The sequence below is a fragment of the Aquimarina besae genome, from assembly GCF_042434905.1.
Taxonomy (GTDB): domain Bacteria; phylum Bacteroidota; class Bacteroidia; order Flavobacteriales; family Flavobacteriaceae; genus Aquimarina.
Window position 1 is genome coordinate 1,765,644 of sequence record NZ_CP170199.1, and the last position, 21,994, is coordinate 1,787,637.

Sequence of the window (21,994 nt, forward strand, 5' to 3'; positions counted from 1 at the left end):
CAAAAAAAATCCATGTACTATGATTGCAATTCAAAGAAGAAAAACGTTTGTATTAATTGGATACCAAAGAGTTTCGCATTGCATTGGGTGGCTGATCATATTCTTCTTTAAAAGCTTTGCAAAACCAACTTGGATTACTAAAGCCTGTCATATACGATACTTCAGAAACATTATGATCCGTTGTTTGTAGTAAAAATTTAGCTTTTTGTAAACGTACTTTTCGAATAAAGATTGCTGTAGAAAAACCAGTAATTGCTTTGATCTTTCTATAAGCTTGTGATTCACTAAGATGTAAATCTTCTGAGAGTTCCAGTTTACCATAATTAGTATTATCCAGGTTTTTTTCAATACTCGTAAGTACTTTATCAATGAAGTCTTTGTTTTTAGTATTCATCTTTTTATCCGAAACTGTTTGCCAAGAAGAATTCAATGAAAATTTTTGTTGAAGGATTGTGCGAAGAGAAATCAGTTTTTCGATACGTACAAGCAACTCTGTTTTGCTAAAAGGTTTGTGGAGATAAGCATCTGCACCGTGCAGTAAGCCCGCAATTTTGTCATTTTCGGTCACCTTGGCCGTTAATAAAATGATAGGAATATGACTGGTTCTTTCATCTTTTTTCAGGATGTCACATAACTCCAGTCCGTCTTTTTCTGGCATCATCACATCACAAATAATGATATCAGGGATGAGTTGTGTTGCTTTTTCCATTCCTTCATTACCGTTACTTGCAGCAACTACGTTATAGCTATCTGTTAAAGAAACTGATAAAAGTTGTATAATATCCTTATTGTCATCCACTACTAAAACAAGTGGTCGATCGTTTTTGCTTTTTATGTTTTGTGCTGTTTCTTGTGGATATGTTTTTGTCTTTGGTGACGGTTTTTTATTCATTGAAAATTCTGCGGTAACTTTTGCGGTGTTAGTAATAGGTATGATTACAGTAAAAATAGACCCTTGATGCAGTGTGCTGTCAACTTCGATATTGCCGTCCATTAAGGTAACTAATTCTTTTGTAAGGGATAAGCCAATACCAGTTCCTGCTTGCTCTTTTTTGTCTACGTGCTCTACTTGATAGAATCGATCGAAGATTTGCGTTATTTTTTCTTTAGGAATTCCTTTTCCTGAATCTTTTACTTTTAGGATAAAATCATCATTTTCCTGATGAAGATGAACCACAATATCAGATCCTAAATCACTAAACTTTATGGCATTGGTTAAGAGATTAGATAATATCTGTTGTATTTTATCCTGATCAAAATCCATGCGGATATTTTCTTGTTCCGTATAAAAAGCTATTGATATATTTTTAGATTCGGCAAGTGATGAATAGCTCGAAACAATATACCGGCAGAATTCGGCGATATTACCTTGTTGTAAATGTAGTTTTAATTTTCCTTCTTCCAGTTTTGCCAAGTCTAGCATTTGATTTACCAACTGTAGCATGTTTTTTCCATTTCTACGTATCATCTCACAATGTTCGAGATATTGAGAACACTTATTGGATGCCAGACGTTCCTTTAACGTATTATTTATTCCTAAAATAACAGTTAATGGAGTCCTGAATTCGTGCGTAATATTGGTATATAATTTGCTTTTTTGTTCGTCTATCTCTCTGAGTTTTTGAGCTTCCTGAATGTTTAATTTTCTTGCTAATAAAAATCGGTGTATCGTAAAAAGAATAAAAACGATTATTAAAATATATACTGTATACATTATGTTTGTTTTCCACCAGGGAGGAAGAATTTCTATTTCCAGTTCCAATGGATCTTTATCCCAGATTTGATTTCTAGTTTTTCCTTGTATTTGTAATTTGTAGGTTCCTGGAGAAAGGCTAGGAAATTGTATTTCTTGAGTATTGGATAAATCATTCCAAGTATCATCAACAGGATTAAGTTTGTAGAGATATTTATTGTTTTTAAAAGCTCTAAAATCCATGTTAGAAAAACTTAGATAAAAAGGGAATTGATCGTGTTTTAATTGAATACTCTTGGTTGTAATGATATTTTTCTTTAGTACCGAAGTATCATTAGCAGAAGGAACTTCTATATTATTCTTGATCCTAAGTTCTGTCAATAGTATTGCGCCTTCTCTATCAAGGTCAGAAACCTTTTCCGGTTTAAAAAAGTTTAAACCATCGATGCCACCAAAGTACAATTCATTGGTTTTTGGATCCTTAAATGCAGCTCCCAGATTAAATTCTGTGCTTAGTAATCCATCTCCTGAGTTAAAATTTGAAAAGATTTCAGTTTTTTTATTGAAACGAAATAGACCGAAATTGGTGCTCATCCATAGATTTTTATTTTCATCTTCTAGAATATTATAAACCACCGGATTAAGCAATCCTTCTTTTTTACCGTAAACTTTAAAAGTTTCTTTACTGGCATCAAACTTATGTAACCCGTTTTGGGTACCTACCCATAGCACGTGGTCAGAATCTTCAAATACACTCAAAACAGAGTTATTAGACAAAGAAGTTGTGTCTCCGGGTATATTTCTAAATGTTTTAAAAGATGGTTTTTCGAAATTATCGTCTTCAAAATTCAATCGGTTTAACCCGTTTTTGGTTGCGATCCAGTAGTTTTTTTGGTGGTCTTGTATCATCGTTAATACCAAATCTGAACTTATAGAGTTATCATAGCCCGGAATGTTTTTAAAATGTTTAAAGCTAAATTTTTCTGCTTTCACGTCACCCGTAAATAAGTTGATTCCTCCTCCGAAAGTTGTGATCCATATGTTGTGATCCCGATCAACAAATATGGATCTGGTGTTATTTTCGCTAAGCGAAGAATCGTCTACGGGATTGTGAAGAAGGGGTGTAAAATTAGGACCGTCTGGTGAGAATTTTTTGAGATTGAGAATAGAAACTCCTTTTGTAGTAGCAATCCATAAATTATTATCAATATCTCTTTCAATTCCTCTAACCACATCGTATGCAATAGAGTTGGGTTTATCAGTTTTTCTGAAGTTATAGGTGCTATCATTCGTAATTAGGTTCATTCCACCTCTGGTTCCTACCCAGGTCCTTTTTTTTTCTTTTAAAATGGAATAAATGTGATTGTTTACAAATGGTTTTTTAGAACAGCCTACATCTGAATTTTGAAGCGTCCTGAAAACAGGAGGGTTGAATTCTAATACATCCAATTTGTTTGCTCCGATCCATAAAAACTCGTCGTCCTGATACAAGCAATGTACATTACTTGAGGAAATGGTGTTGCTTAAATTGTTGTCTCCTCTATACCTTTTAAAAGTATCAAATTCCAAAAGGTCTTGTTTATAGTCTTTTAGATGATAAAGCCCATTGTCAGTAGCTGCCCATATATTGTCAGCGTTTACAATGATATCTGCAATGGTGAGATTGGTAAAAGACGGATCACTTTTAATTTTTAATTGTGTGCTAGTCTTTTCTTGAAAGTTTAGTTTCCAGAGTCCAGAATCAGTGCCAATTAACACTTGCCCATATGTGTCTCTAACAATAGACTTGATGTTTCTCCAATTATGTTCGTGTTTATATTCTTTGAAATTAGTACCGTTTCTGTCTAGATCACTATAGAATAGATTTCCTTCTTTAGTGCCAACAAAAAGAGTGTTGTTAATAATATTCAAACTGGAAATAGTAGCCGAAATTTTAGTAAAAAATTCGATTTCGTTGATTTCCAGGGAACTTTTATCAGATCTCGATATTTTTACCAGACTTTGATTAAAAAATGATATGTAAACATTTCCTTTATTATCCTTGGCTATACCCGAGCAGGCTGCACTCATATCGATCGTTGTATCATGTATTCTTCTAATCGATTTAGTGCTTGGATCATAAACACAAACCCCGTTATTACCTGTTCCTATCCAAATGTTTCCCAGATCATCTTCGAGAAGCTTAGTGATATGATTTCCTGAAATACTATTTTGAAGTTCCTCATTTTTGAAAATTTCAAAGCGATCACCGTCAAATCGATTGAGTCCATCTTGTGTCCCTAACCATAAAAAACCTCTGGAGTCTTTTATAATTGCATTTATGGTTTCTTGTGACAAACCATCTTCTAAGGTGTAATGATGAAACTTATAATTTTGAGCATGAATAAACAGTGCTACAAAGAGTAACGGATATACTACTACTTTTTTGGAAAACATTGGTGAATGATTTTTTTACGTTTTATAAAAATACCATTAGAACATTAACAAATAAAGAGGTGAAAACCCCATAATCTATGGGGTTATTTCAGTGTAACCATCAAATACTGATGATCTAAGCTACTGTCTTGCGCTGTAGTTTTTTGTCCAACGATTCTGTTTGTTCTTTAAAATACCATCCCTCGGTTAGTTTTTGAAGATCAATTTCCAGTAATGGATTTACGTGGTAATTAATATTTTTTAGCGAATAATGCAGCGCTGTCGACGGGTCATTGATCGCGTTATTAAGTAATGGAAGATTTACCCTGTCAATTCGCATTTCTGTAATAATATCCGAATAATTTTTCTCTATTTCTTTGCGCTTATCTTCAGGATTCAAGTTACCGTCAATATTGCCTGGTATTCTTACTTTACCAGACAGTGACAATCCTAGTCGTTGTATCAATTGAGAATTGATCTTTAAAGATTCAACATTTTGGGATACAGTTTCTGGACGTATTGAATTGGCTTGTTTGATATATTCTAAGAGAGATACCTGAAAATAATATTGATATCTGGTCTTATGTTCAGAAACTTGAAACGGCCGCTCAATTGCTTCTCGTTTTTCTACTTTACCATCAGCACAACGTACAAGTAACTTTTTGTTGAGCTTAGTATCACTTAGAATAGAAATAGTTACTGGTTCTAATGGTAAGTAATTAATTTGATCTACACTTTTCTTAATGAAATTGTTTACGATATTAGAACCTTTCCATGGTGATTTTTTGAAAATTGAACTTGCAAATAACCCAATAGAAACAAGTGGCATAGCTACAGTTCCTAATAGAGAGGTGGCCACAAACGGAACTTTAAGAAGAATAAATCTTAAGTATTTATTGCTTAATAAAACTCCTTTTAAACGAACAACTGAAGGATTAAAAAGATGATTTTCTAATTCTCCCGCATATTGGCTTCCATTGGTAAAGAAATCGATGTTTTTGATTTTGTTTGTTATGTTGTTTTCTAAGTTTTTAAATCCTTCATTTGCGATAAAGGCACTGTTAGGTCGAAATCCACCTTTACTTTCTTTAAGAGAAAATAGTGTGCTAAGACGGGCAAATTCAAAAGCATATTTACGTGCTTTGAATGATGCAAAACCTCCAAATGCTTCAATTTCGCTACCTGGTAACTCTATGGTGTCCAGGTTTTTATTTACCGGTAGTATTGCAGCACGATATGCATTCTCGTTTTTTCCGTCGGTATTGAGTGCAAAATCTGCGATTACTTTAAAAACTGTTTGGGCAAATCCATTTTTATCTTCTTTAGTTTCCAATTTTAAAATTCTGTATGCATCATCGATTTTAAGAGTTTCTGATTTTTTTATTTTTTGGTCAATTAATTTCTTGAGTTCTACTAGGTCTTTTTTTAGTATTTGAAAACAAGCCATTTGATTACCATTCTCATCCTCGCAATTCTTTCTGATTTCAGCTAAAAAATATTCCATTGGATCTCTGGTTCCAAGTGAAATAATACCATTTGTTAAGTTTTTCGCAATTTTGTTGAAAGCCGTGGCAATAATTTCAACATTTAGATTACTACTCATATCCGTATTCGCATCCAGATAATTGAAAATAGTTTTTCTTAATGCGAAGTTTTCTTTAATATCGATTATTTTGTGTTCTTCTTTGATACTCCCCTGATTAGTGAGGACACCTAGAATACTTGAAGTATTTCCAAAAAGCTTACCTAATTCTTTTTTAAAGGATACTTCGCTTCCGGATACTTTTACCGGCGAGAACGCAGAAACTTTAAATGAGTGATATTGTTCTTTTCTCACAATAGGATCTACGAAGAGGACAAGTCTTTCCTCATTTTGAGTATTACGACCAAAATCTTGGAAAGAACCTATTTTAAAAGCTTCTCGTATAGGTTCATTATTAAATGTCCCTCCATCAATATACGGGAAATTGAAGCATTCATAATTCAATTTGTTATTACCCTCTTCGGCAAAGAAACTATTTTCTTTAAAAATGTTGGCGCTATCCGATTTGTATTCTTCTATTTCGTTTTGTATTTCAATAAACGATGATGGCCAGTTTGTGTTGCCATTGTTATCACCAAATTCCTGTTTAAATCTTTTAAGGAGTACAGGCTCAAATGCAATGGGAAATGCCCCACAGGCCAGGGCAGAAGCCGAAATAGTAGCCCAGGCGGCTTTATCTGTTATCCGAAATTGGGTAGGAATATTTGAATTGGGTGTATTACAAAACTTCAACCATCTGGAATCTGTTTCTTTTTCTTCCTGGTTTATGGCATCTTCATCGAAAACGAAATCTATCACTCGTAACTCAGAATGGTTTTCAGATCCGACAGATTTTAGGAAATTACGCTGTAACTTATCTTTTCCATTAGTACCATTTTTTGTAACTCCTTTTTTTAAAAAATCGACTTCAATAGGTAGGAGATTAGTAAGAGAGCAAGCAAAAATCACCCGATTTGGATCTAGAAGCTGCCTTCTCGAAATATCCACACCATCTGATGTCATTAGATATTTCTTTGTGAGATCTTCTAATAATTTTCTGTCTAATAAAGAAAATGATTCTGTTGGATTAGCAACATATTTTTTATCAGTTTTACCTCCGTAGAGTTTTACTGAATCCACTTCTTCTACCCATAATTTGTATTGAATTTTTTGGGCAAGTTGTAGTGCTTTTAAGGTTTCAAATTTATTCTTGTGTTTTTCTGCTTTTGTACTATCTCCTCCAAAATACTCTTTAATGATTTCATCAAGAAGATCATTTTCAGTAAGTTGATCACTAAATAATGGGATCATCGAACGGTAATCAATAAGGCATTTGAGCATAATGGTTAGCGCAATTGCTCCTGCACTAGCACCACTCATTCCGTCTACAATGACTTGATCATATTCTTTTTTGTTAGTATCCCTTCCGTAAAGCACTAATAACTTTAATGCTTCTGTTAATGCTGACCCTGAAAACGAGCCTAACGAAACTCCTCCACCCATTGCAAGGCAGACACGTAGTGTTTTTCCCATGATTTCTTATTTTACTTTATAAGTTGTTTAAAATCTTTGGGGATGTTTGCTAATCTGTGGGGAGGCGTATTATTTTTTAGCTTGACTAAAATTCCATTTGATACCTGGTTTTAAAACTACATCTTCATCACCGGTAATACTATTTGTTTCTTTTTTGAGCGATACAAAAAGGGTAATGCTCGGAATAAGATAGGCTTCTGCATATCCACCAAAATCAATGCTTTCTGTCATGCTGTCGTGATAGATTTCTGCAGATAGAATTAGTTTTTGACCGTATTTTCTAAGCGCAATACCGCTTACCAAACCATCATTGTCTGTAGTTTGTGGAGTCTGATCGTATCTATACATTACCATGGCATTAATACTCATACCACTTCTGCCCAAATCATACTGTCCTACTAACCAGGCTTGATGCCTATAGGTAACAATACTATCAGTTTTAAATGAATTATCTCTTGCTCTACCGGCAATAGCATAACCAAGTGCAAGAGAACCTCCTGGTTTATTCATATAACGAGTTTTGGCATCTACATATGCTTGTTTAAGTGCAGGATTATCTACCACGGTTCCTTGATTATTATCATTCATAGGTCCAGGATCAGTTCCACCAGAGCTTAAAGCGCCATCAATATCTTTTCCTAACTGTTCATCAAACATAAGATCCTTGCTGTCAAAAAGCGTTGCCCGTAATCCTCCTGAGAATAAAAGATCATCTGGAAAGTCTTGAGAGTTTATAGTGGCAAAAGATAGTTGTAAGTTAGCAAGAAATCTTTTTCCATAACTATTCCTGTATTCTTTTACACTTTTTAGCCTTCCGCCAAATGTAAGATACGGGTTGAAGTCAAAAGCCAATCCAGGGTTTACTTCATTGCCACTTAAAAAGTTACTAGCTAAATGCGTTATAATCTCCTGAGGAGTACTTGCGCGCATAATGGTGGTTGGATTAGCATCCAAAACGGCAAACGCAGGACTTTCTGGAACATTATAATCAAGCTTAAAAGTATACGCATCCTGATTATCTCCTGGTTGTTCAGTCTCTTGTGAATATCCAATGAACATCAACAAGAATAGTAATATACCTAAACTTATTCTGTATCTTTCCATAAGTCAGCGGTTGAGATATGTTCTGAAATCATGTGTTTAAAGATAACGTGACTTCCAAATTGAAGTTGTTTACCATCTGAACATTTTGGAACAAGGCGAGAGGATTCTTTGTTCCAGCGATCTTTTCCATCCTGAATAATTGTAATACTAAATTCTCCTCGTAAAACATTGTTAGTAGAAGAACAGGCATTTATAGACCAGGCGAGAGAATCATTTTCAATATCATCCGGTTTTTCTAACAGAATAAACTCATCAACTCCATCATCACCAGTAATGACTTTAAACTTTTCTTTTTTTTCCCATTTTCCATTCTGGATTTCCCATAAAACAAAAATAGATCCTGATCTAATCCCGTTGTTAGCGGTTACTCTAACTTTTAGAGAACCTCCATCCGGATCGATTAAGCAATAATTTGACTTTGGCATGACGGGTATGGTTTTAAGTTGTTAATATTCTATTTTTTAATTACTTAAGCGCAAGAGAACGAATTAAATAATACCATAGCAAAGGCTATAAAATAGTCGTCAGTAAAGTTTGTATGAAGCTACGAATAAAATTTGAACCCAATTTACATTAAAACCATAATATTAATGACAGGTAAATACCCCTATTTTTAATAAAAAAATATCTCTCAATCGTTGTGATTATAATGATAGATTTTAAAGGATCTACCAATCGGTAATTTGTGTGTTTGTTGCAGGGACTTTAATTTCCAAATAGATCGTGTCTAATCGTTTAGAAGTATGTATTCCCTCCTTACTGCTTGTAATTCTTTTTCTATTTCTTCGAATTTGTCGTTTTATTTTTTTCCACTCTTTTTCACTATAATAAAGGCTATTATCCTTAGATGATGATTCTTGTTCTGAAACATTAGTAATCAAAGTGTCCTTAGCTAATACTGTTGTGCTTTTCGAATTCTTATCGGTCGAATTATTTTTTGATTCTGTAGTTTGCCCAAATGCGCTTTGTCCGATCCATATCAAAGCTATCATTATTAATATTCTTAATTTCATAGTTTTTTATTTTATAATCATTTGATTTACAGTAGCTAAATTAAGGTTTATGAAAGAGTGTTACCAGAGGGAAAACAACCCTTTTTTGTTTAGGAATTACCCCCTTTAGATAGAAAAACAGCTTTTTAGAACGATTCTAGGTAATAAAAAAAGACCACTATCAATAGCGGTCCTTAGTTTATTCTGATAATATCTTAAAGTTTTACCAACCTGATAATTGAGATTTATTGGTAAAACTTGGAACGGTAACATAAACCGTATCCACAGTTTTAGAAACAAAAACCTCATTGTTATTGATAACTCTTTTTTTATTATTTTGGATTTGCCTTTTAATTTTTATCCATTCTTCATCTGTAAAAGCAGTATAGTTTGATGTTAAATCAGCTTTATCAGGACTTTCGATGATTAACCTATCCGCAGCTAAAGAATCATCTGCGCTATATTGTCCTTCTTCGATCTTGATATCAACTTCTTTAATGGATTTTGTATTGTTTTTATAATCTTGTCCATAGGAAAGACTGTAAATAAAAAACAATGTAAGAGTGATTCCAATTTTTAATCTCATTTCAATACTTTTTTTGATCATTTAATCATTGGAGTCAAAGATATTTGTTTACCACAAAAGTCTCTTCAATGATTTAGTATTCGTAGGTTTTCTTATAGTATCTGATCTCTAAAATAGGTCTTGATTATTTTAGAAATATTCTATAAAGTATTGGAGGCTACAAATTTACGTGAAATTAATTATAAATTTAGATTTGAAACGCCTTTTTTACCTGATCTACATAATCTAATTTTTCCCAGGTAAATAATTCTACCTGTTTTTCTACTCTACCGGAGTACGGACTTTCAAAAACTTTGGTGATCAGTTTTGGTTCCTTTCCCATATGTCCATAAGCAGCGGTTTCCTTGTAAATAGGATTACGTAGTTTAAGGCGTTCTTCGATAGCAGCAGGTCGCATATCAAAAATTTTAGCAACTTTCTCAGCAATTTCCCCGTCTGTAATACCTAAAGTACTAGTGCCATACGTGTCTACAAAGATTGAAGTGGGTTCTACAACTCCAATAGCATATGAAACTTGCACCAATGCTTCACTTGCAACGCCTGCAGCCACTAAATTCTTGGCTATGTGCCTAGAGGCATAAGCCGCAGAACGATCTACTTTACTAGGATCTTTTCCAGAGAAAGCCCCACCACCGTGAGCTCCTTTACCACCATAGGTGTCGACAATTATTTTGCGACCGGTTAGCCCCGTGTCTCCGTGTGGGCCTCCAATAACAAACTTGCCTGTAGGATTGATATGATAGGTTATCTGATCGTTAAATAAATCCTGAACGTATTTTGGTAATTGAGCTATTACTTTTGGCATTAATATAGAAACAATATCGCTTTTAATTTTAGCCAACATCACATCATCATCTATGTCAAAATCATCGTGCTGGGTAGAAACTACAATCGCCACTATGCGTTGTGGAACATTATCATCACTATATTCTATAGTAACCTGACTTTTAGAGTCTGGACGTAAGTATGGAATCTCGGTACCTTCTCTCCTAAGTTTAGCCAACTCTATAAGAATCTTATGAGAAATATCTAAAGCTAATGGCATGTAGTTTTCAGTTTCTTTAGTGGCATATCCAAACATCATTCCTTGATCACCTGCACCTTGTTCTTCTTTGGTTTCTCTATCAACACCTTGATTAATATCCTGAGATTGTTCGTGAATAAGAGATATTACACCGCAAGAATCACCGCTAAATTGATAAGCTCCTTTCGTATATCCGATTTCATTAATTACCTCTCGTGCAATTTGCTGTACATCAAGATATGTTTTGGATTTAACCTCTCCCGCAAGCACTACTTGACCTGTAGTTACTAACGTTTCACAAGCAACTTTTGAATCTTTATCAAAAGCTAAAAAGTTATCTAATAAAGCATCACTAATTTGATCTGCTACCTTATCCGGATGTCCTTCAGATACGCTTTCTGAAGTAAATAAATATGCCATTCTTTTTTGTTTTTATAGAATAAACTACAATAAATTATGACTGGATTGCAATAAAGAAGCTTTCGACAAGAACTATATAATATCGAACTGCTTTAGCATTTATTTACTGAATTTATCACATATTCTTGTTTGAATACTACTATTTTCAGCTTCTTAGGGTTGCAATCAGTCAAATCTATCCCTTTTTACCATTTCGGCAAAGGTAAAAAAAATGATAATATTCGAAAGTATTTAACGGATCATTAATTTTCTTCCAATAATAAATTCGTTTTATGGCTGATTTTTCCGATCAAAACAATTTTTCAAACAAATTGTTTTGATATTAAAAATTATTACTAGCTTTGTTTCGAAGTTTCTTATACATATTAGTAAGTTATTAAGAAAGGTGGAGGGAATAGACCCTATGAAACCTTAGCAACCCTTTATTCGTAAAGAAGGTGCTAAATTCTATTCGTCATTGACGAAAAAGATAACTAAATGCAATTGCTATTCTTGTAATTGTCGTTTTCCTTTCTTTTTAATTTTCTATAACCACACACTAATTAGTGTTTGATGTATTTGAATTTTATTAATTATTTAAAATTTAAAATAGAAAATTATGAGTGCACAAAAATTTGCAACAGAAGCTTTACACGCTGGCCACGATGTAACATTAAACGGAGGAACAAGAGCAGTTCCTATTTACCAAACTACATCATACGTATTTCATAATGCGGATCACGCAGCTAATTTGTTCAATTTATCAGAGCCTGGGTTTATCTATACCCGATTAAATAACCCAACCAATGATATTCTTGAGCAACGTTTAGCCGCTTTAGAAGGAGGCATTGCAGCAGTGGTAACAGCATCTGGGACGGCCGCAATTAACACGGCACTACTTACCTTACTAAAATCCGGTGATCATATCGTGGCTTCTAGCAGCTTATATGGCGGAACCTATAATCTATTAAATGTTACACTCCCCAGATTTGGAATTACGACAACTTTTGTGGATCCATCAAATCCAGAAAATTTTAAAAATGCCGTAAAAGAAAATACCCGAGCATTTTTTGTAGAATCCTTGGGTAATCCAAAGCTAGATGTTTTAGATCTTAAAGCGATTTCTGCAGAGGCAAAAGCATATAAAGTCCCATTAATTGTAGATAATACCGTAGCGACACCAGCTTTGTTAAACCCTATCGAATATGGAGCGAATATCGTAATTCATTCTTTAACTAAATATATCAGTGGTAACGGAACTTCGCTTGGTGGTGTAATTATTGATGCGGGAACTTTTGATTGGTCAAGTGGTAAATTTCCTGAGTTTACAGAACCTTCTCCTGGATATCACGGATTAGTGTACCACGATGCTTTAGGTCCTGCAGCATTTATTGCAAAGGTTAGAATAGAAGGGTTGCGAGATCATGGAGCTGCTTTAAGCCCGTTCAATGCTTTTCAGATTTTACAAGGCTTAGAAACTCTAGAAATCAGAATTAAAAAACATAGTGAAAATGCATTGTCATTAGCTACTTGGTTAAAAGATCAGGATGAAGTTGCGTGGGTAAAATACCCTGGATTAGAAAATGATCCTTATCATAAGCTCGCAAAAGAATACCTTCCAAAAGGGCAAAGTGGTATTATAACTTTTGGTATTAAGGGAGGTTTTGATGCTGCTAAAACAGTAGCCAATGAAACCAAGATTTTCTCTTTATTGGCAAATATCGGAGATTCTAAGTCATTGATAATCCATCCCGCAAGTACTACCCATCAGCAATTAAGCTCTGAACAACAGGAGTCTACAGGAGTTACTCAAGATTTGATTAGACTCTCGGTTGGATTAGAAGATATAGAAGATTTAAAAACCGACTTAAAAAATGCATTTGTCGAAGTGACCGAAAAAGTAAAATAATCATTTTTAGTACCGAGTTTACCATACTTTACTTGCAGATTGTAAGAACTTCTATCACAAGTTGTTAAAATGACCTAGTTTATGCTCCAAAAAGTTCAAATATTAAATTTCATCACCACAAAAGGACAGATTATTAATGAATTACCATTGTCTTATGAAGTATTTGGAAGACCTCTTCAAGATGCTCCGGTGGTTCTAGTCAATCACGCGTTGACTGGTAATTCAACGGTTTGTGGTCCAAATGGTTGGTGGAACGGATTGATTGGCAAAGGGAAATGTATTGACACTGACAGGTACACTATTCTGTCTTTTAATATTCCGGGTAATGGGTATGATAGAGAAACAGAAAATTTAATTTCTGATTATAAACTTTTTAATGCGAGAGACATCGCTGCGATTTTTGCAAAAGGATTAAAACGATTGAACATTGCTAAACTTCATGCAGCCATCGGTGGATCGGTAGGAGGTGGGATTGCCTGGGAACTTGCTGCCTTAGAGCCTAATTTGATCGAGCATTTAGTTCCGGTCGCAACGGACTGGAAATCGTCCGATTGGTTAAAAGCTAATTGTCTTGTGCAGGAACAGATTCTGTTAAATTCTGAAAACCCGGTACATGATGCTCGATTACACGCGATGCTGATTTACAGGTCTCCTGAATCATTTAAACAAAAGTTTGACAGAAGTTATAATAATGAAATGGATATGTATAATGTTGAAAGTTGGTTATTGCATCATGGAAAAAAATTGGACGAACGATTTACTCTTTCATCGTATAAGAAATTAAATCACATTTTAGCGAATATAGATATTACAACAGGAAGAGGCAGTTTTAAAGAGATTGCTGGTACTATCCAATCTAATATTCACATCATCAGTGTGAATTCTGACGGTTTTTTTACTGCCGCAGAGGATAGAATTACTTTTAATGAATTAAAGCAAGTAAAACAAAACGTTTGGCATCATTTAATTGATTCCGTGCATGGACACGATGCTTTTTTAATAGAATTTGAACAACTTAGTGAGTTGTTGCAAGAGATATTTTGATATAAGATCGCAATGAAAGTATTAAAATTTGGAGGAAAATCGCTGGCAAATGGCGATGGAATTGATAAAGTAGTCGATATCATTGAACATAAAGTGCTTAACGGCGAAAGAATAACTGTGGTACTCTCTGCAAGAGGAAAGTCTACAGATGAGTTAGAGGACATTTTGAATAAAGCAGTTAAAAATGAAAGCTATCAACAGCAATTAGAGGCCTTTAAAAAATATCAATTGTCTGATTACTCATCGTTCAATGCGGATGAAGAATTTGAAACCTTACAAAAGCTTTTTGAAGGAGTATCTCTATTGGGTGATTATAGCAAAAGGATCAAGGATCAGGTGTTATCACAAGGAGAAGTAATTTCTGCAAAATTGATTACACACATCCTTAAAGAAAAAGGTATTAATGCTCACTTTACCGATAGTAGAGAGTTAATTAAAACCGATGGTGCATTTGGTGAAGCACAACCTTTGGATAAATTATCAAAACAAAATGTGATTGAACATTTTAAAAAATATAATGGTACTACCGTAAATGTAGTAACCGGTTTTATCGCATCAAATGAGAATAATGAAACGACTACACTTGGCAGAAATGGTAGTAACTATACAGCAGCCTTATTGGCTAATTATCTGGATGCAGAAGAATTGCAAAATTTTACCCACGTAAATGGTATTTATACAGCGGATCCTGATTTAGTATTGGATGCAAAAAAAATTAAAAAACTATCATTTATAGAGGCAAATGAATTGGCTTATTTTGGAGCTAATATTTTGCATGCAAAGACGATTATTCCTTTAATAGAGAAAAATATTCCGTTAAGGATCTTAAACACTTTTGACCCTAAAAATGAAGGAACATTAATTACTGCAGAAAACCATGGAAATGGAATCAAATCACTTTCGGTTTTAGAAAATGTTTCTTTAATTAATCTAGAAGGAAGAGGTTTGTTAGGAAAAGTAGGTGTTGATGCCAGAATATTTAAAGCGCTAGCACATAAAAACATTAGTGTAAGTATTATTTCTCAAGGTTCTTCAGAAAGAGGAATTGGTTTAGTTGTTGATGCAGAACGTGCTAAAGAGGCTAGAAAAGGTTTGGAACAAGAGTTTGAAGCAGATTTGTACAAGAAAGACGTAAATATAATTACCGTAGAAAATGATGTGTCAGTAATTTCTATAATCGGGCAGGATTTAAGCACTTTTCATAAACCTTATAACGCATTGATTAAGAACCAAGTGGTTCCATTACTGTTTAATAACACAGTTTCCGGAAAAAATGTAAGCCTTGTGATATATAAAAGTCAACTGCATAAGGCTCTTAATGTTATCCACGGAGAAATTTTCGGAATTGCAAAAAAGATAAATATTGCTGTATTTGGTCACGGATTAGTGGGAGGAACATTGATTGATCAAATATTAAAATCTGCTAAGGATATCGAAAAAAGAAAAAAAATAGACCTGAATATTTTTGCCGTAGCAAATTCAAAGAAAATTCTTTTAAATAAAAATGGAATTGGAACTTCTTGGAGAGCAGATGTAAAAGAAGGATCTCAATACAAAATAGAGGATGTCATTAGGTTTGCTGATATACATCATTTAGAAAATTTAATTGCCATTGATAATACCGCTAGTAAAGAATTCACCAGTCACTATATCACTTTAGTAAAACACGGATTCGATTTAGTTTCCTCAAATAAAGTGGCTAATACATTAAGTTTCGGTTTTTATAAACAATTAAGATCAAAACTAGAAGAACACCAAAAGCAGTATTTGTATGAAACCAATGTGGGTGCAGGTTTACCGCTGATTGATACCATCAGACTTTTGCATTTGTCTGGAGAAAATATCACTAGAATCAAGGGCGTGTTTTCTGGATCTTTAAGTTATTTGTTTAATACTTTTTCTAAAGAGGAGAGACTTTTTAGCGAGGTTTTGCAGGAGGCTATAGATAAAGGGTTTACAGAACCTGATCCTCGTGAAGATTTATGTGGAAATGATGTAGGAAGAAAACTATTGATTTTAGCAAGAGAATTGGATTTGAGTAATGAATTTGAAGATATCGCTATTCATAATCTGATTCCGGAAAATCTGAGAGGAGGAGAGGTAAATGAGTTTTTAGAAAGGTTAAAAGAATTAGATTTGGTGTATCAAAAAATAAAATCAGGGCAGAAACCAAACCATGTACTTAGATATATTGGAGATTTACACGGAGATTTATTTGAAGAAAAAGGAATTTTAGATGTCAAACTAGTTTCTGTTCCAGAAAGTAGTGCGTTAGGACAAGTAAAAGGCTCCGACTCAATATTCGAAATTTATACAGAATCATATGGAGATCAACCCATAGTTATTCAAGGAGCAGGAGCAGGTGCGGCAGTTACTGCGAGAGGAGTTTTTGGAGATATTTTGAGATTAACAGAAAAAGGATAGTGAATTGGGTTATCAATTATGATTTTTTTTGTTTTAAGAAATCGTGAAAGTAAAACATTTGATATAGCATCCTTTTTTATTTGGCGGACTGAGGTTCTTGAGGTACTCCAAATAAAAAGATACAGAAGAAAGCCCTAGCCTGAAATGCCACACTGAGCTGTCACACTGAGCTTGTCGAAGTGTTGTCAAAGTGGAGTCGAAGTCTTCGGGTAACGTCTAAATAAAATAAATAAAAGAGATACAATGAAAATAGAATTAAAAAGAATTGACAATGATTATCATTTCGAATTAAAAAACGAAAGAGGACATAAGACTTATATAGATAGCAAAGCTGAAGTTGGAGGGCACGATTTAGCACCAAGTCCTATGGAATATGTTTTAATGGGCGTAGCGGGATGTAGTGCGATTGATGTGATTTCTATTTTAAAGAAACAACGACAAGAAATTACAGATTATAGAGCTCAGGTCGATGGAACCCGAATAGAAGTTGACGGGGCTAAACCATTCAAGGAGATTGTAGTAACTGTATATTTGGAAGGGAAGATCGCTCCAGAGAAAGCAAAAAGGGCAGCACAATTATCCTTTGAAAAATATTGCTCGGTATCAAAGACATTAGAACCAACTGCAACGATTCACTATAAAGTAGTTGTAAATAACAAAGAAGTATGAGCTTAAAAAGCCAAAATTTTGAAACGCAATCGGTACGAACGCAGACAGAAAAAACTCAATTTTTAGAACATTCGACTCCAATGTATTTGACTTCGGGATTTGTTTTTGAAAATTCTGAAGAAATGAGAGCTGCTTTTGCCGAAGAGAAAGATAGAAACTTGTATAGCCGTTTTAGCAATCCTAATACTACAGAGTTTGTTGATAAAATCTGTAAACTGGAAGTAGCAGAAGATGGTTATGCTTTTGCTACTGGAATGGCAGCTGTGTTTTCTACATTTGCGGCTTTGTTGAACGCCGGAGATCATATTGTTTCTGCCAGATCTGTATTCGGTTCTACACATTCCCTATTTACCAAGTATTTTCCAAAGTGGAATATCGAAACTAGTTATTTTCCGGTGAGTGAAATTGATACCGTAGAATCAATGATTCAGCCAAATACTAAAATTATTTATGCAGAATCTCCTACGAATCCGGGAGTTGATGTATTAGATTTAGAATTATTAGGCAGGATTGCGAAGAAACATAAGTTGCTATTGATTATTGATAACTGTTTTGCGACTCCATATTTACAGAATCCGATAAAATTTGGAGCAGACTTGGTAATCCATTCCGCTACGAAATTAATTGATGGTCAGGGCCGTGTGTTGGGAGGTGTTACCGTTGGTAAAAAAGAATTGATCAGAGAGATTTATCTTTTTTCAAGAAATACAGGACCTGCTTTATCACCATTTAATGCCTGGATATTATCGAAAAGCTTGGAGACTTTAGCGGTAAGAGCGGACAGACATTGTGAAAACGCCTTAAAATTGGCTGAGTTTTTAGAGTCACATGCTAAAGTAAATTGGGTAAAATATCCTTTCTTAAAATCGCATCCTCAATATAATATAGCTAAGAAACAAATGAAATTAGGCGGTAACATTGTCGCTTTCGAAGTTAAAAATGGGATAGTAGGCGGAAAGACTTTTTTTGATAGTATCAAAATGTGCTCACTTTCTGCAAATCTGGGGGATACCAGAACCATTGTTACACATCCCGCTTCTACAACGCATAGCAAATTAGCTGTTGAAGACAAATTAGCCGTTGGTATTACTGATGGAATGGTGCGGTGCTCAGTAGGGTTAGAGCATATTGATGATATTATTGCAGATTTAGAGCAAGCTTTGGGTATGATTTAGGTGTCTTTTTTTTGGTTTTTATGGGATATTATAATAATCTAGTAAATCACTAGGCTTTTTATTAATAATATCATAATTCTTTCATTTCTAGTAATATTTTAGGGATTTTAGGACTAAAGAATAGAATTTTATATATACATTTGTTTAATAATCTACTATTCCGATAGGGTAATGGGGTTTTTAAGATATAATGATTGTAGATCAAATGATATTAGATAAAGTAGCTACGAAAAAAACATCGTATGAGACTGATAGGACTTCAGAGAAACCTTTGCGAAGTGTGGCAAAGGCGGTAAGTTGGAGAGTGGTTGGTACCCTAGATACGCTAATAGTTTCATATGTGTTAACAGGTAAAATAGCGTTGGCTACTTCAATCGCATCAATTGATTTTATAACAAAAATGATTCTATATTTCTTTCATGAAAGAATCTGGAATCGTATCAAATGGGGAAGATAACAGTACTCTTACTTCTCAACTATTGATAAAGTGACAGAAATAGAAAACTAAGAATGAAATTTACAGAAAAGGAAATAGAAAACTTGAATAAATCGCTAAAGGATAAAACTCCATTAGAGATTTCGCAATGGGCTATTTTAAATGCGAAAAAACCTGTGGTTACTACCAATTTCAGACCTTATGAGGCAGCCATCTTACATGTTTGTTCTAAGTCACTTTCTAATATTCCGGTAATATGGTGTGACTCAGGATATAATACTCCCAATACGTACAAGCACGCAGAAGAAGTTATTCATTTATTGAATCTCAATATTTGGCTATATGTACCTAAACAAACCTCTGCTCATAGAGATGTGGTGATGGGGATTCCTGATATTGATGACCCGAAGCATAAAGAATTTACGGAGCAAGTAAAACTAGAACCTTTCAAAAGGGCTATGGCAGATTTTCTACCTGATGTATGGTTCACAAATTTAAGAAAAGGGCAAACTGCCTTGAGAGATTCTTTGGATATTTTGAGTTTAGGAGGTGATGGAGTCTTAAAGGTTAGTCCTTTTTATTACTACAGTGATGCCGAATTAGACGTGTATTTAGAGCAACATAATTTACCAAACGAATTTAAGTATTTTGATCCAACAAAGGTTTTAGATAACAGGGAATGTGGGATTCATACGAACTAATAAATGAAGCAAAAGCATAGCATGGAAGTATTAGAAAAGAAAACAGAGCAGCTCAATGGTTCAGCAATAAAATCAGTTCTAAAGGTGAATCCTTTAGAAAGCGAAGCGATTTATATATTTAGAGAAGTGGTGGCTCAATTTGAGAAACCGGTATTACTTTTTTCAGGTGGAAAAGATTCCATCACCTTAGTTAGATTAGCCCAAAAAGCATTCTATCCGGGCAAGATTCCTTTTCCATTACTTCACATAGATACCGGTCATAATTTTCCAGAAACTATAGAATTTAGAGACCGATTGGTGAAAGAACTTGGAGTGAAGTTAATCGTTCGAAAGGTCCAGGATTCTATAGATCAAGGTAAAGTGATCGAAGAAAAAGGAAAGTATGCCAGTCGCAACAGCTTACAAACTACGACACTTTTGGATGCTTTAGAAGAATTTAAATTTGACGCTGCGATTGGTGGAGCCAGAAGAGATGAAGAAAAAGCCAGAGCAAAGGAACGTATCTTTTCTGTAAGAGATGATTTTGGACAATGGGATGAAAAGAATCAGCGCCCGGAGTTGTTCGATCATTTAAATGGAAAGATCGATTTAGGTCAGAATGTTCGGGTTTTTCCGATCAGTAATTGGACAGAGCTAGATGTTTGGAGTTATATACAAAAAGAAGAAATCGAAATCCCTTCTATTTATTTTGCACATAAACGTAAAACATTTATCCGAGATGGAATGATATGGTCGGCAGAAGATGATGTAGTACATAGAGAGGATGATGAATTAGTTGAAGAGAGATTGGTTAGATTCCGTACCGTAGGTGATATGTCTTGTACTGCAGCAGTACTTTCTGATGCAATTACAATCGATAAGGTGGTAGCAGAAATTAGAGAATCTACAATTTCAGAAAGAGGAGCGCGTATCGATGATAAAAGATCCGAAGCTGCCATGGAAAAACGAAAACAACAAGGATATTTCTAATGTAGAAAAGAGAAATACAAAACAGGAAATATTGTATTAAAAATTGTAAGATTATCAAATCTCCTCACCCTTTGTGGAGGACGTGCCGAAAGGCGGAGGGGGCGATTTCAGTTAGATGATTAAAAAAAGCTATATGCAAGTACTAAAAATAGCAACAGCAGGAAGTGTAGACGATGGTAAGAGTACCTTAATTGGTCGAATTTTATATGATACCCAGTCGTTAACCACAGATAAATTAGAAGCCATTGAAACTAGAAGTAAAGCTAACGGATTTGATTATCTGGATTTTTCCTTAGCAACCGATGGATTAGTAGCAGAAAGAGAACAAGGCATCACAATCGATGTTGCTCATATTTACTTTTCTACCAAAACAAAAAGCTACATTATCGCCGATACTCCGGGTCATATAGAATATACCCGAAATATGGTGACAGGTGCGTCGACTTCTCAAGCTTCGATCATTCTAGTAGATGCTAGAAAAGGTGTTATTGAGCAAACGTACCGGCATTTCTTTATCAATAATTTATTAAGAGTTAAAGATGTTATTGTTGCTGTCAATAAAATGGATCTTGTTGATTTTTCTGAAGAAAAATACAACACAATCAAAGCGGATTTCGAGAAATTGATTGCAAAAAGTACTTACAAAGAACAGAACATAACCTTTATCCCGGTGAGTGCTTTGCAAGGTGATAACGTAGTAGGTGTATCTGAAAATACTCCTTGGTATCAAGGTCAAACATTGTTAGAACATTTAGAAGAATTAGATGCTCAGGATGTCTACGAAAAAGCAGAGGTTCGTTTTCCTGTACAAACCGTAATCCGTCCAAAAAAGGATGAATTTCACGATTTTAGAGGATATGCAGGTAAATTATATGGAGGAGAACTTTCTGTAGGTGATGAAGTAACAGTATTACCTTCACTAACAACATCTAAAGTAAAAGAGATATTCTTTTTTGATCGAAAATTTGACACAGCAGGCCGAGGTAGTTCGTGTACGATTACATTAGAAGATGACGTAAATGTTAGTCGTGGGGATATGATTGTAAAATCATCAGAAAAACCTCGAATAGAAAAACAATTAACTGCTACTATTTGTTGGATGGATAGCAGGGATCTAAATCCTGGAACTAATTATTTCATTCAGAGTGGAAGTAGCAGGATTCTTGCCAAAGTAAAAAATATCGAAGGAACAATTGCTGCCGATTTCTCTGGAGAAGATACTGCAAAAAATTCATTAAGCCTTAATGATATCGGAAAGGTCCAGATACAATTAAGTAAACCATTGGCTATTGATTCTTACAGCAAGAATAAAGCATCCGGATCATTTATATTAATAGATTCTCAAACCAATAATACTTCGGGAGTAGGTTTTATCGATTAGATAAAAGCTTTTAACCAA

The 21,994-nt window shown here is 34.4% G+C and carries 16 protein-coding genes and 1 riboswitch; of the genes, 9 read left to right on the forward strand and 7 right to left on the reverse strand.

What is annotated here, in order from left to right:
- Positions 1-52: 52 nt before the first annotated feature.
- The 7 genes from ACE94K_RS07620 to metK form a co-directional block, all read right to left on the reverse strand.
- The gene (locus ACE94K_RS07620; RefSeq protein ID WP_378182279.1) at positions 53-4,129 is read right to left on the reverse strand and encodes a two-component regulator propeller domain-containing protein; all 4,077 of its coding nucleotides are present in this window, start codon (positions 4,127-4,129) and stop codon (positions 53-55) included.
- Positions 4,130-4,244: 115 nt separating this feature from the next.
- Positions 4,245-7,163, reverse strand: coding sequence for a patatin-like phospholipase family protein (locus ACE94K_RS07625; RefSeq protein WP_378182282.1), 2,919 nt, complete (start codon positions 7,161-7,163; stop codon positions 4,245-4,247).
- A 69-nt stretch (positions 7,164-7,232) separates the two neighbouring features.
- Positions 7,233-8,267 (reverse strand): hypothetical protein, encoded by a 1,035-nt coding sequence (locus tag ACE94K_RS07630; RefSeq protein ID WP_378182285.1) that lies wholly within the window; start codon positions 8,265-8,267, stop codon positions 7,233-7,235.
- Positions 8,249-8,692 carry a hypothetical protein gene (locus ACE94K_RS07635; RefSeq protein WP_378182288.1) on the reverse strand — a complete coding sequence of 148 codons (444 nt, stop codon included), beginning with the start codon at positions 8,690-8,692 and terminating at the stop codon, positions 8,249-8,251. Before ACE94K_RS07635 ends, ACE94K_RS07630 begins: the two co-directional genes overlap by 19 nt.
- 243 nt (positions 8,693-8,935) lie before the next feature.
- Positions 8,936-9,280: a hypothetical protein gene (locus ACE94K_RS07640; protein ID WP_378182291.1), complete on the reverse strand. Its 345-nt coding sequence runs from the start codon at positions 9,278-9,280 to the stop codon at positions 8,936-8,938.
- Between the two features lie 202 nt (positions 9,281-9,482).
- On the reverse strand, positions 9,483-9,845 hold the full coding sequence (locus ACE94K_RS07645; protein ID WP_378182294.1) for a hypothetical protein: 363 nt from the start codon (positions 9,843-9,845) through the stop codon (positions 9,483-9,485).
- Between the two features lie 187 nt (positions 9,846-10,032).
- Positions 10,033-11,289 (reverse strand): methionine adenosyltransferase, encoded by a 1,257-nt coding sequence (gene metK, locus ACE94K_RS07650; RefSeq protein WP_378182296.1) that lies wholly within the window; start codon positions 11,287-11,289, stop codon positions 10,033-10,035.
- A gap of 370 nt (positions 11,290-11,659) precedes the next feature.
- Positions 11,660-11,765: riboswitch (SAM riboswitch) on the forward strand.
- A gap of 122 nt (positions 11,766-11,887) precedes the next feature.
- Here metK and ACE94K_RS07655 point away from each other — a divergent pair.
- The 9 genes from ACE94K_RS07655 (at position 11,888) to ACE94K_RS07695 (ending at position 21,976) form a co-directional block, all read left to right on the forward strand.
- Positions 11,888-13,177 carry an O-acetylhomoserine aminocarboxypropyltransferase/cysteine synthase family protein gene (locus tag ACE94K_RS07655; protein ID WP_378182299.1) on the forward strand — a complete coding sequence of 430 codons (1,290 nt, stop codon included), beginning with the start codon at positions 11,888-11,890 and terminating at the stop codon, positions 13,175-13,177.
- Positions 13,178-13,258: 81 nt separating this feature from the next.
- Positions 13,259-14,221, forward strand: coding sequence for an alpha/beta fold hydrolase (locus ACE94K_RS07660; protein WP_378182302.1), 963 nt, complete (start codon positions 13,259-13,261; stop codon positions 14,219-14,221).
- A gap of 12 nt (positions 14,222-14,233) precedes the next feature.
- Positions 14,234-16,645 (forward strand): bifunctional aspartate kinase/homoserine dehydrogenase I, encoded by a 2,412-nt coding sequence (gene thrA, locus ACE94K_RS07665; protein WP_378182305.1) that lies wholly within the window; start codon positions 14,234-14,236, stop codon positions 16,643-16,645.
- Between the two features lie 243 nt (positions 16,646-16,888).
- The gene (locus ACE94K_RS07670) at positions 16,889-17,314 is read left to right on the forward strand and encodes an OsmC family protein (protein ID WP_378182308.1); all 426 of its coding nucleotides are present in this window, start codon (positions 16,889-16,891) and stop codon (positions 17,312-17,314) included.
- Entirely contained in the window at positions 17,311-18,489 is a 1,179-nt protein-coding gene (locus ACE94K_RS07675; RefSeq protein WP_378182311.1) for a trans-sulfuration enzyme family protein, read from the forward strand. The genes ACE94K_RS07670 and ACE94K_RS07675 overlap by 4 nt, the downstream gene beginning before the upstream one ends.
- 205 nt (positions 18,490-18,694) lie before the next feature.
- Complete coding sequence (locus tag ACE94K_RS07680; RefSeq protein ID WP_378182314.1) at positions 18,695-18,946, forward strand: DUF2061 domain-containing protein; 252 nt, start codon at positions 18,695-18,697, stop codon at positions 18,944-18,946.
- Positions 18,947-18,999: 53 nt separating this feature from the next.
- Positions 19,000-19,626, forward strand: coding sequence for a phosphoadenosine phosphosulfate reductase family protein (locus ACE94K_RS07685; protein WP_378182316.1), 627 nt, complete (start codon positions 19,000-19,002; stop codon positions 19,624-19,626).
- 21 nt (positions 19,627-19,647) lie between these two features.
- Positions 19,648-20,595, forward strand: coding sequence for a sulfate adenylyltransferase subunit CysD (gene cysD, locus ACE94K_RS07690; RefSeq protein ID WP_378184247.1), 948 nt, complete (start codon positions 19,648-19,650; stop codon positions 20,593-20,595).
- Positions 20,596-20,728: 133 nt separating this feature from the next.
- A complete protein-coding gene (locus ACE94K_RS07695; RefSeq protein WP_378182319.1) occupies positions 20,729-21,976 on the forward strand; it encodes a sulfate adenylyltransferase subunit 1 in 1,248 nt (415 codons plus the stop codon).
- Positions 21,977-21,994 lie beyond the last annotated feature (18 nt).

What these genes read in the sequence shown, in the direction of transcription:
- ACE94K_RS07620 (WP_378182279.1), bottom strand. Translation starts at nt 4,129, where the DNA reads ATGTTTTCCAAAAAAGTAGTAGTATATCCGTTACTCTTTGTAGCACTG.
- ACE94K_RS07625 (WP_378182282.1), bottom strand. Translation starts at nt 7,163, where the DNA reads ATGGGAAAAACACTACGTGTCTGCCTTGCAATGGGTGGAGGAGTTTCG.
- ACE94K_RS07630 (WP_378182285.1), bottom strand. Translation starts at nt 8,267, where the DNA reads ATGGAAAGATACAGAATAAGTTTAGGTATATTACTATTCTTGTTGATG.
- ACE94K_RS07635 (WP_378182288.1), bottom strand. Translation starts at nt 8,692, where the DNA reads ATGCCAAAGTCAAATTATTGCTTAATCGATCCGGATGGAGGTTCTCTA.
- ACE94K_RS07640 (WP_378182291.1), bottom strand. Translation starts at nt 9,280, where the DNA reads ATGAAATTAAGAATATTAATAATGATAGCTTTGATATGGATCGGACAA.
- ACE94K_RS07645 (WP_378182294.1), bottom strand. Translation starts at nt 9,845, where the DNA reads ATGAGATTAAAAATTGGAATCACTCTTACATTGTTTTTTATTTACAGT.
- metK (WP_378182296.1), bottom strand. Translation starts at nt 11,289, where the DNA reads ATGGCATATTTATTTACTTCAGAAAGCGTATCTGAAGGACATCCGGAT.
- ACE94K_RS07655 (WP_378182299.1), top strand. Translation starts at nt 11,888, where the DNA reads ATGAGTGCACAAAAATTTGCAACAGAAGCTTTACACGCTGGCCACGAT.
- ACE94K_RS07660 (WP_378182302.1), top strand. Translation starts at nt 13,259, where the DNA reads ATGCTCCAAAAAGTTCAAATATTAAATTTCATCACCACAAAAGGACAG.
- thrA (WP_378182305.1), top strand. Translation starts at nt 14,234, where the DNA reads ATGAAAGTATTAAAATTTGGAGGAAAATCGCTGGCAAATGGCGATGGA.
- ACE94K_RS07670 (WP_378182308.1), top strand. Translation starts at nt 16,889, where the DNA reads ATGAAAATAGAATTAAAAAGAATTGACAATGATTATCATTTCGAATTA.
- ACE94K_RS07675 (WP_378182311.1), top strand. Translation starts at nt 17,311, where the DNA reads ATGAGCTTAAAAAGCCAAAATTTTGAAACGCAATCGGTACGAACGCAG.
- ACE94K_RS07680 (WP_378182314.1), top strand. Translation starts at nt 18,695, where the DNA reads ATGATATTAGATAAAGTAGCTACGAAAAAAACATCGTATGAGACTGAT.
- ACE94K_RS07685 (WP_378182316.1), top strand. Translation starts at nt 19,000, where the DNA reads ATGAAATTTACAGAAAAGGAAATAGAAAACTTGAATAAATCGCTAAAG.
- cysD (WP_378184247.1), top strand. Translation starts at nt 19,648, where the DNA reads ATGGAAGTATTAGAAAAGAAAACAGAGCAGCTCAATGGTTCAGCAATA.
- ACE94K_RS07695 (WP_378182319.1), top strand. Translation starts at nt 20,729, where the DNA reads ATGCAAGTACTAAAAATAGCAACAGCAGGAAGTGTAGACGATGGTAAG.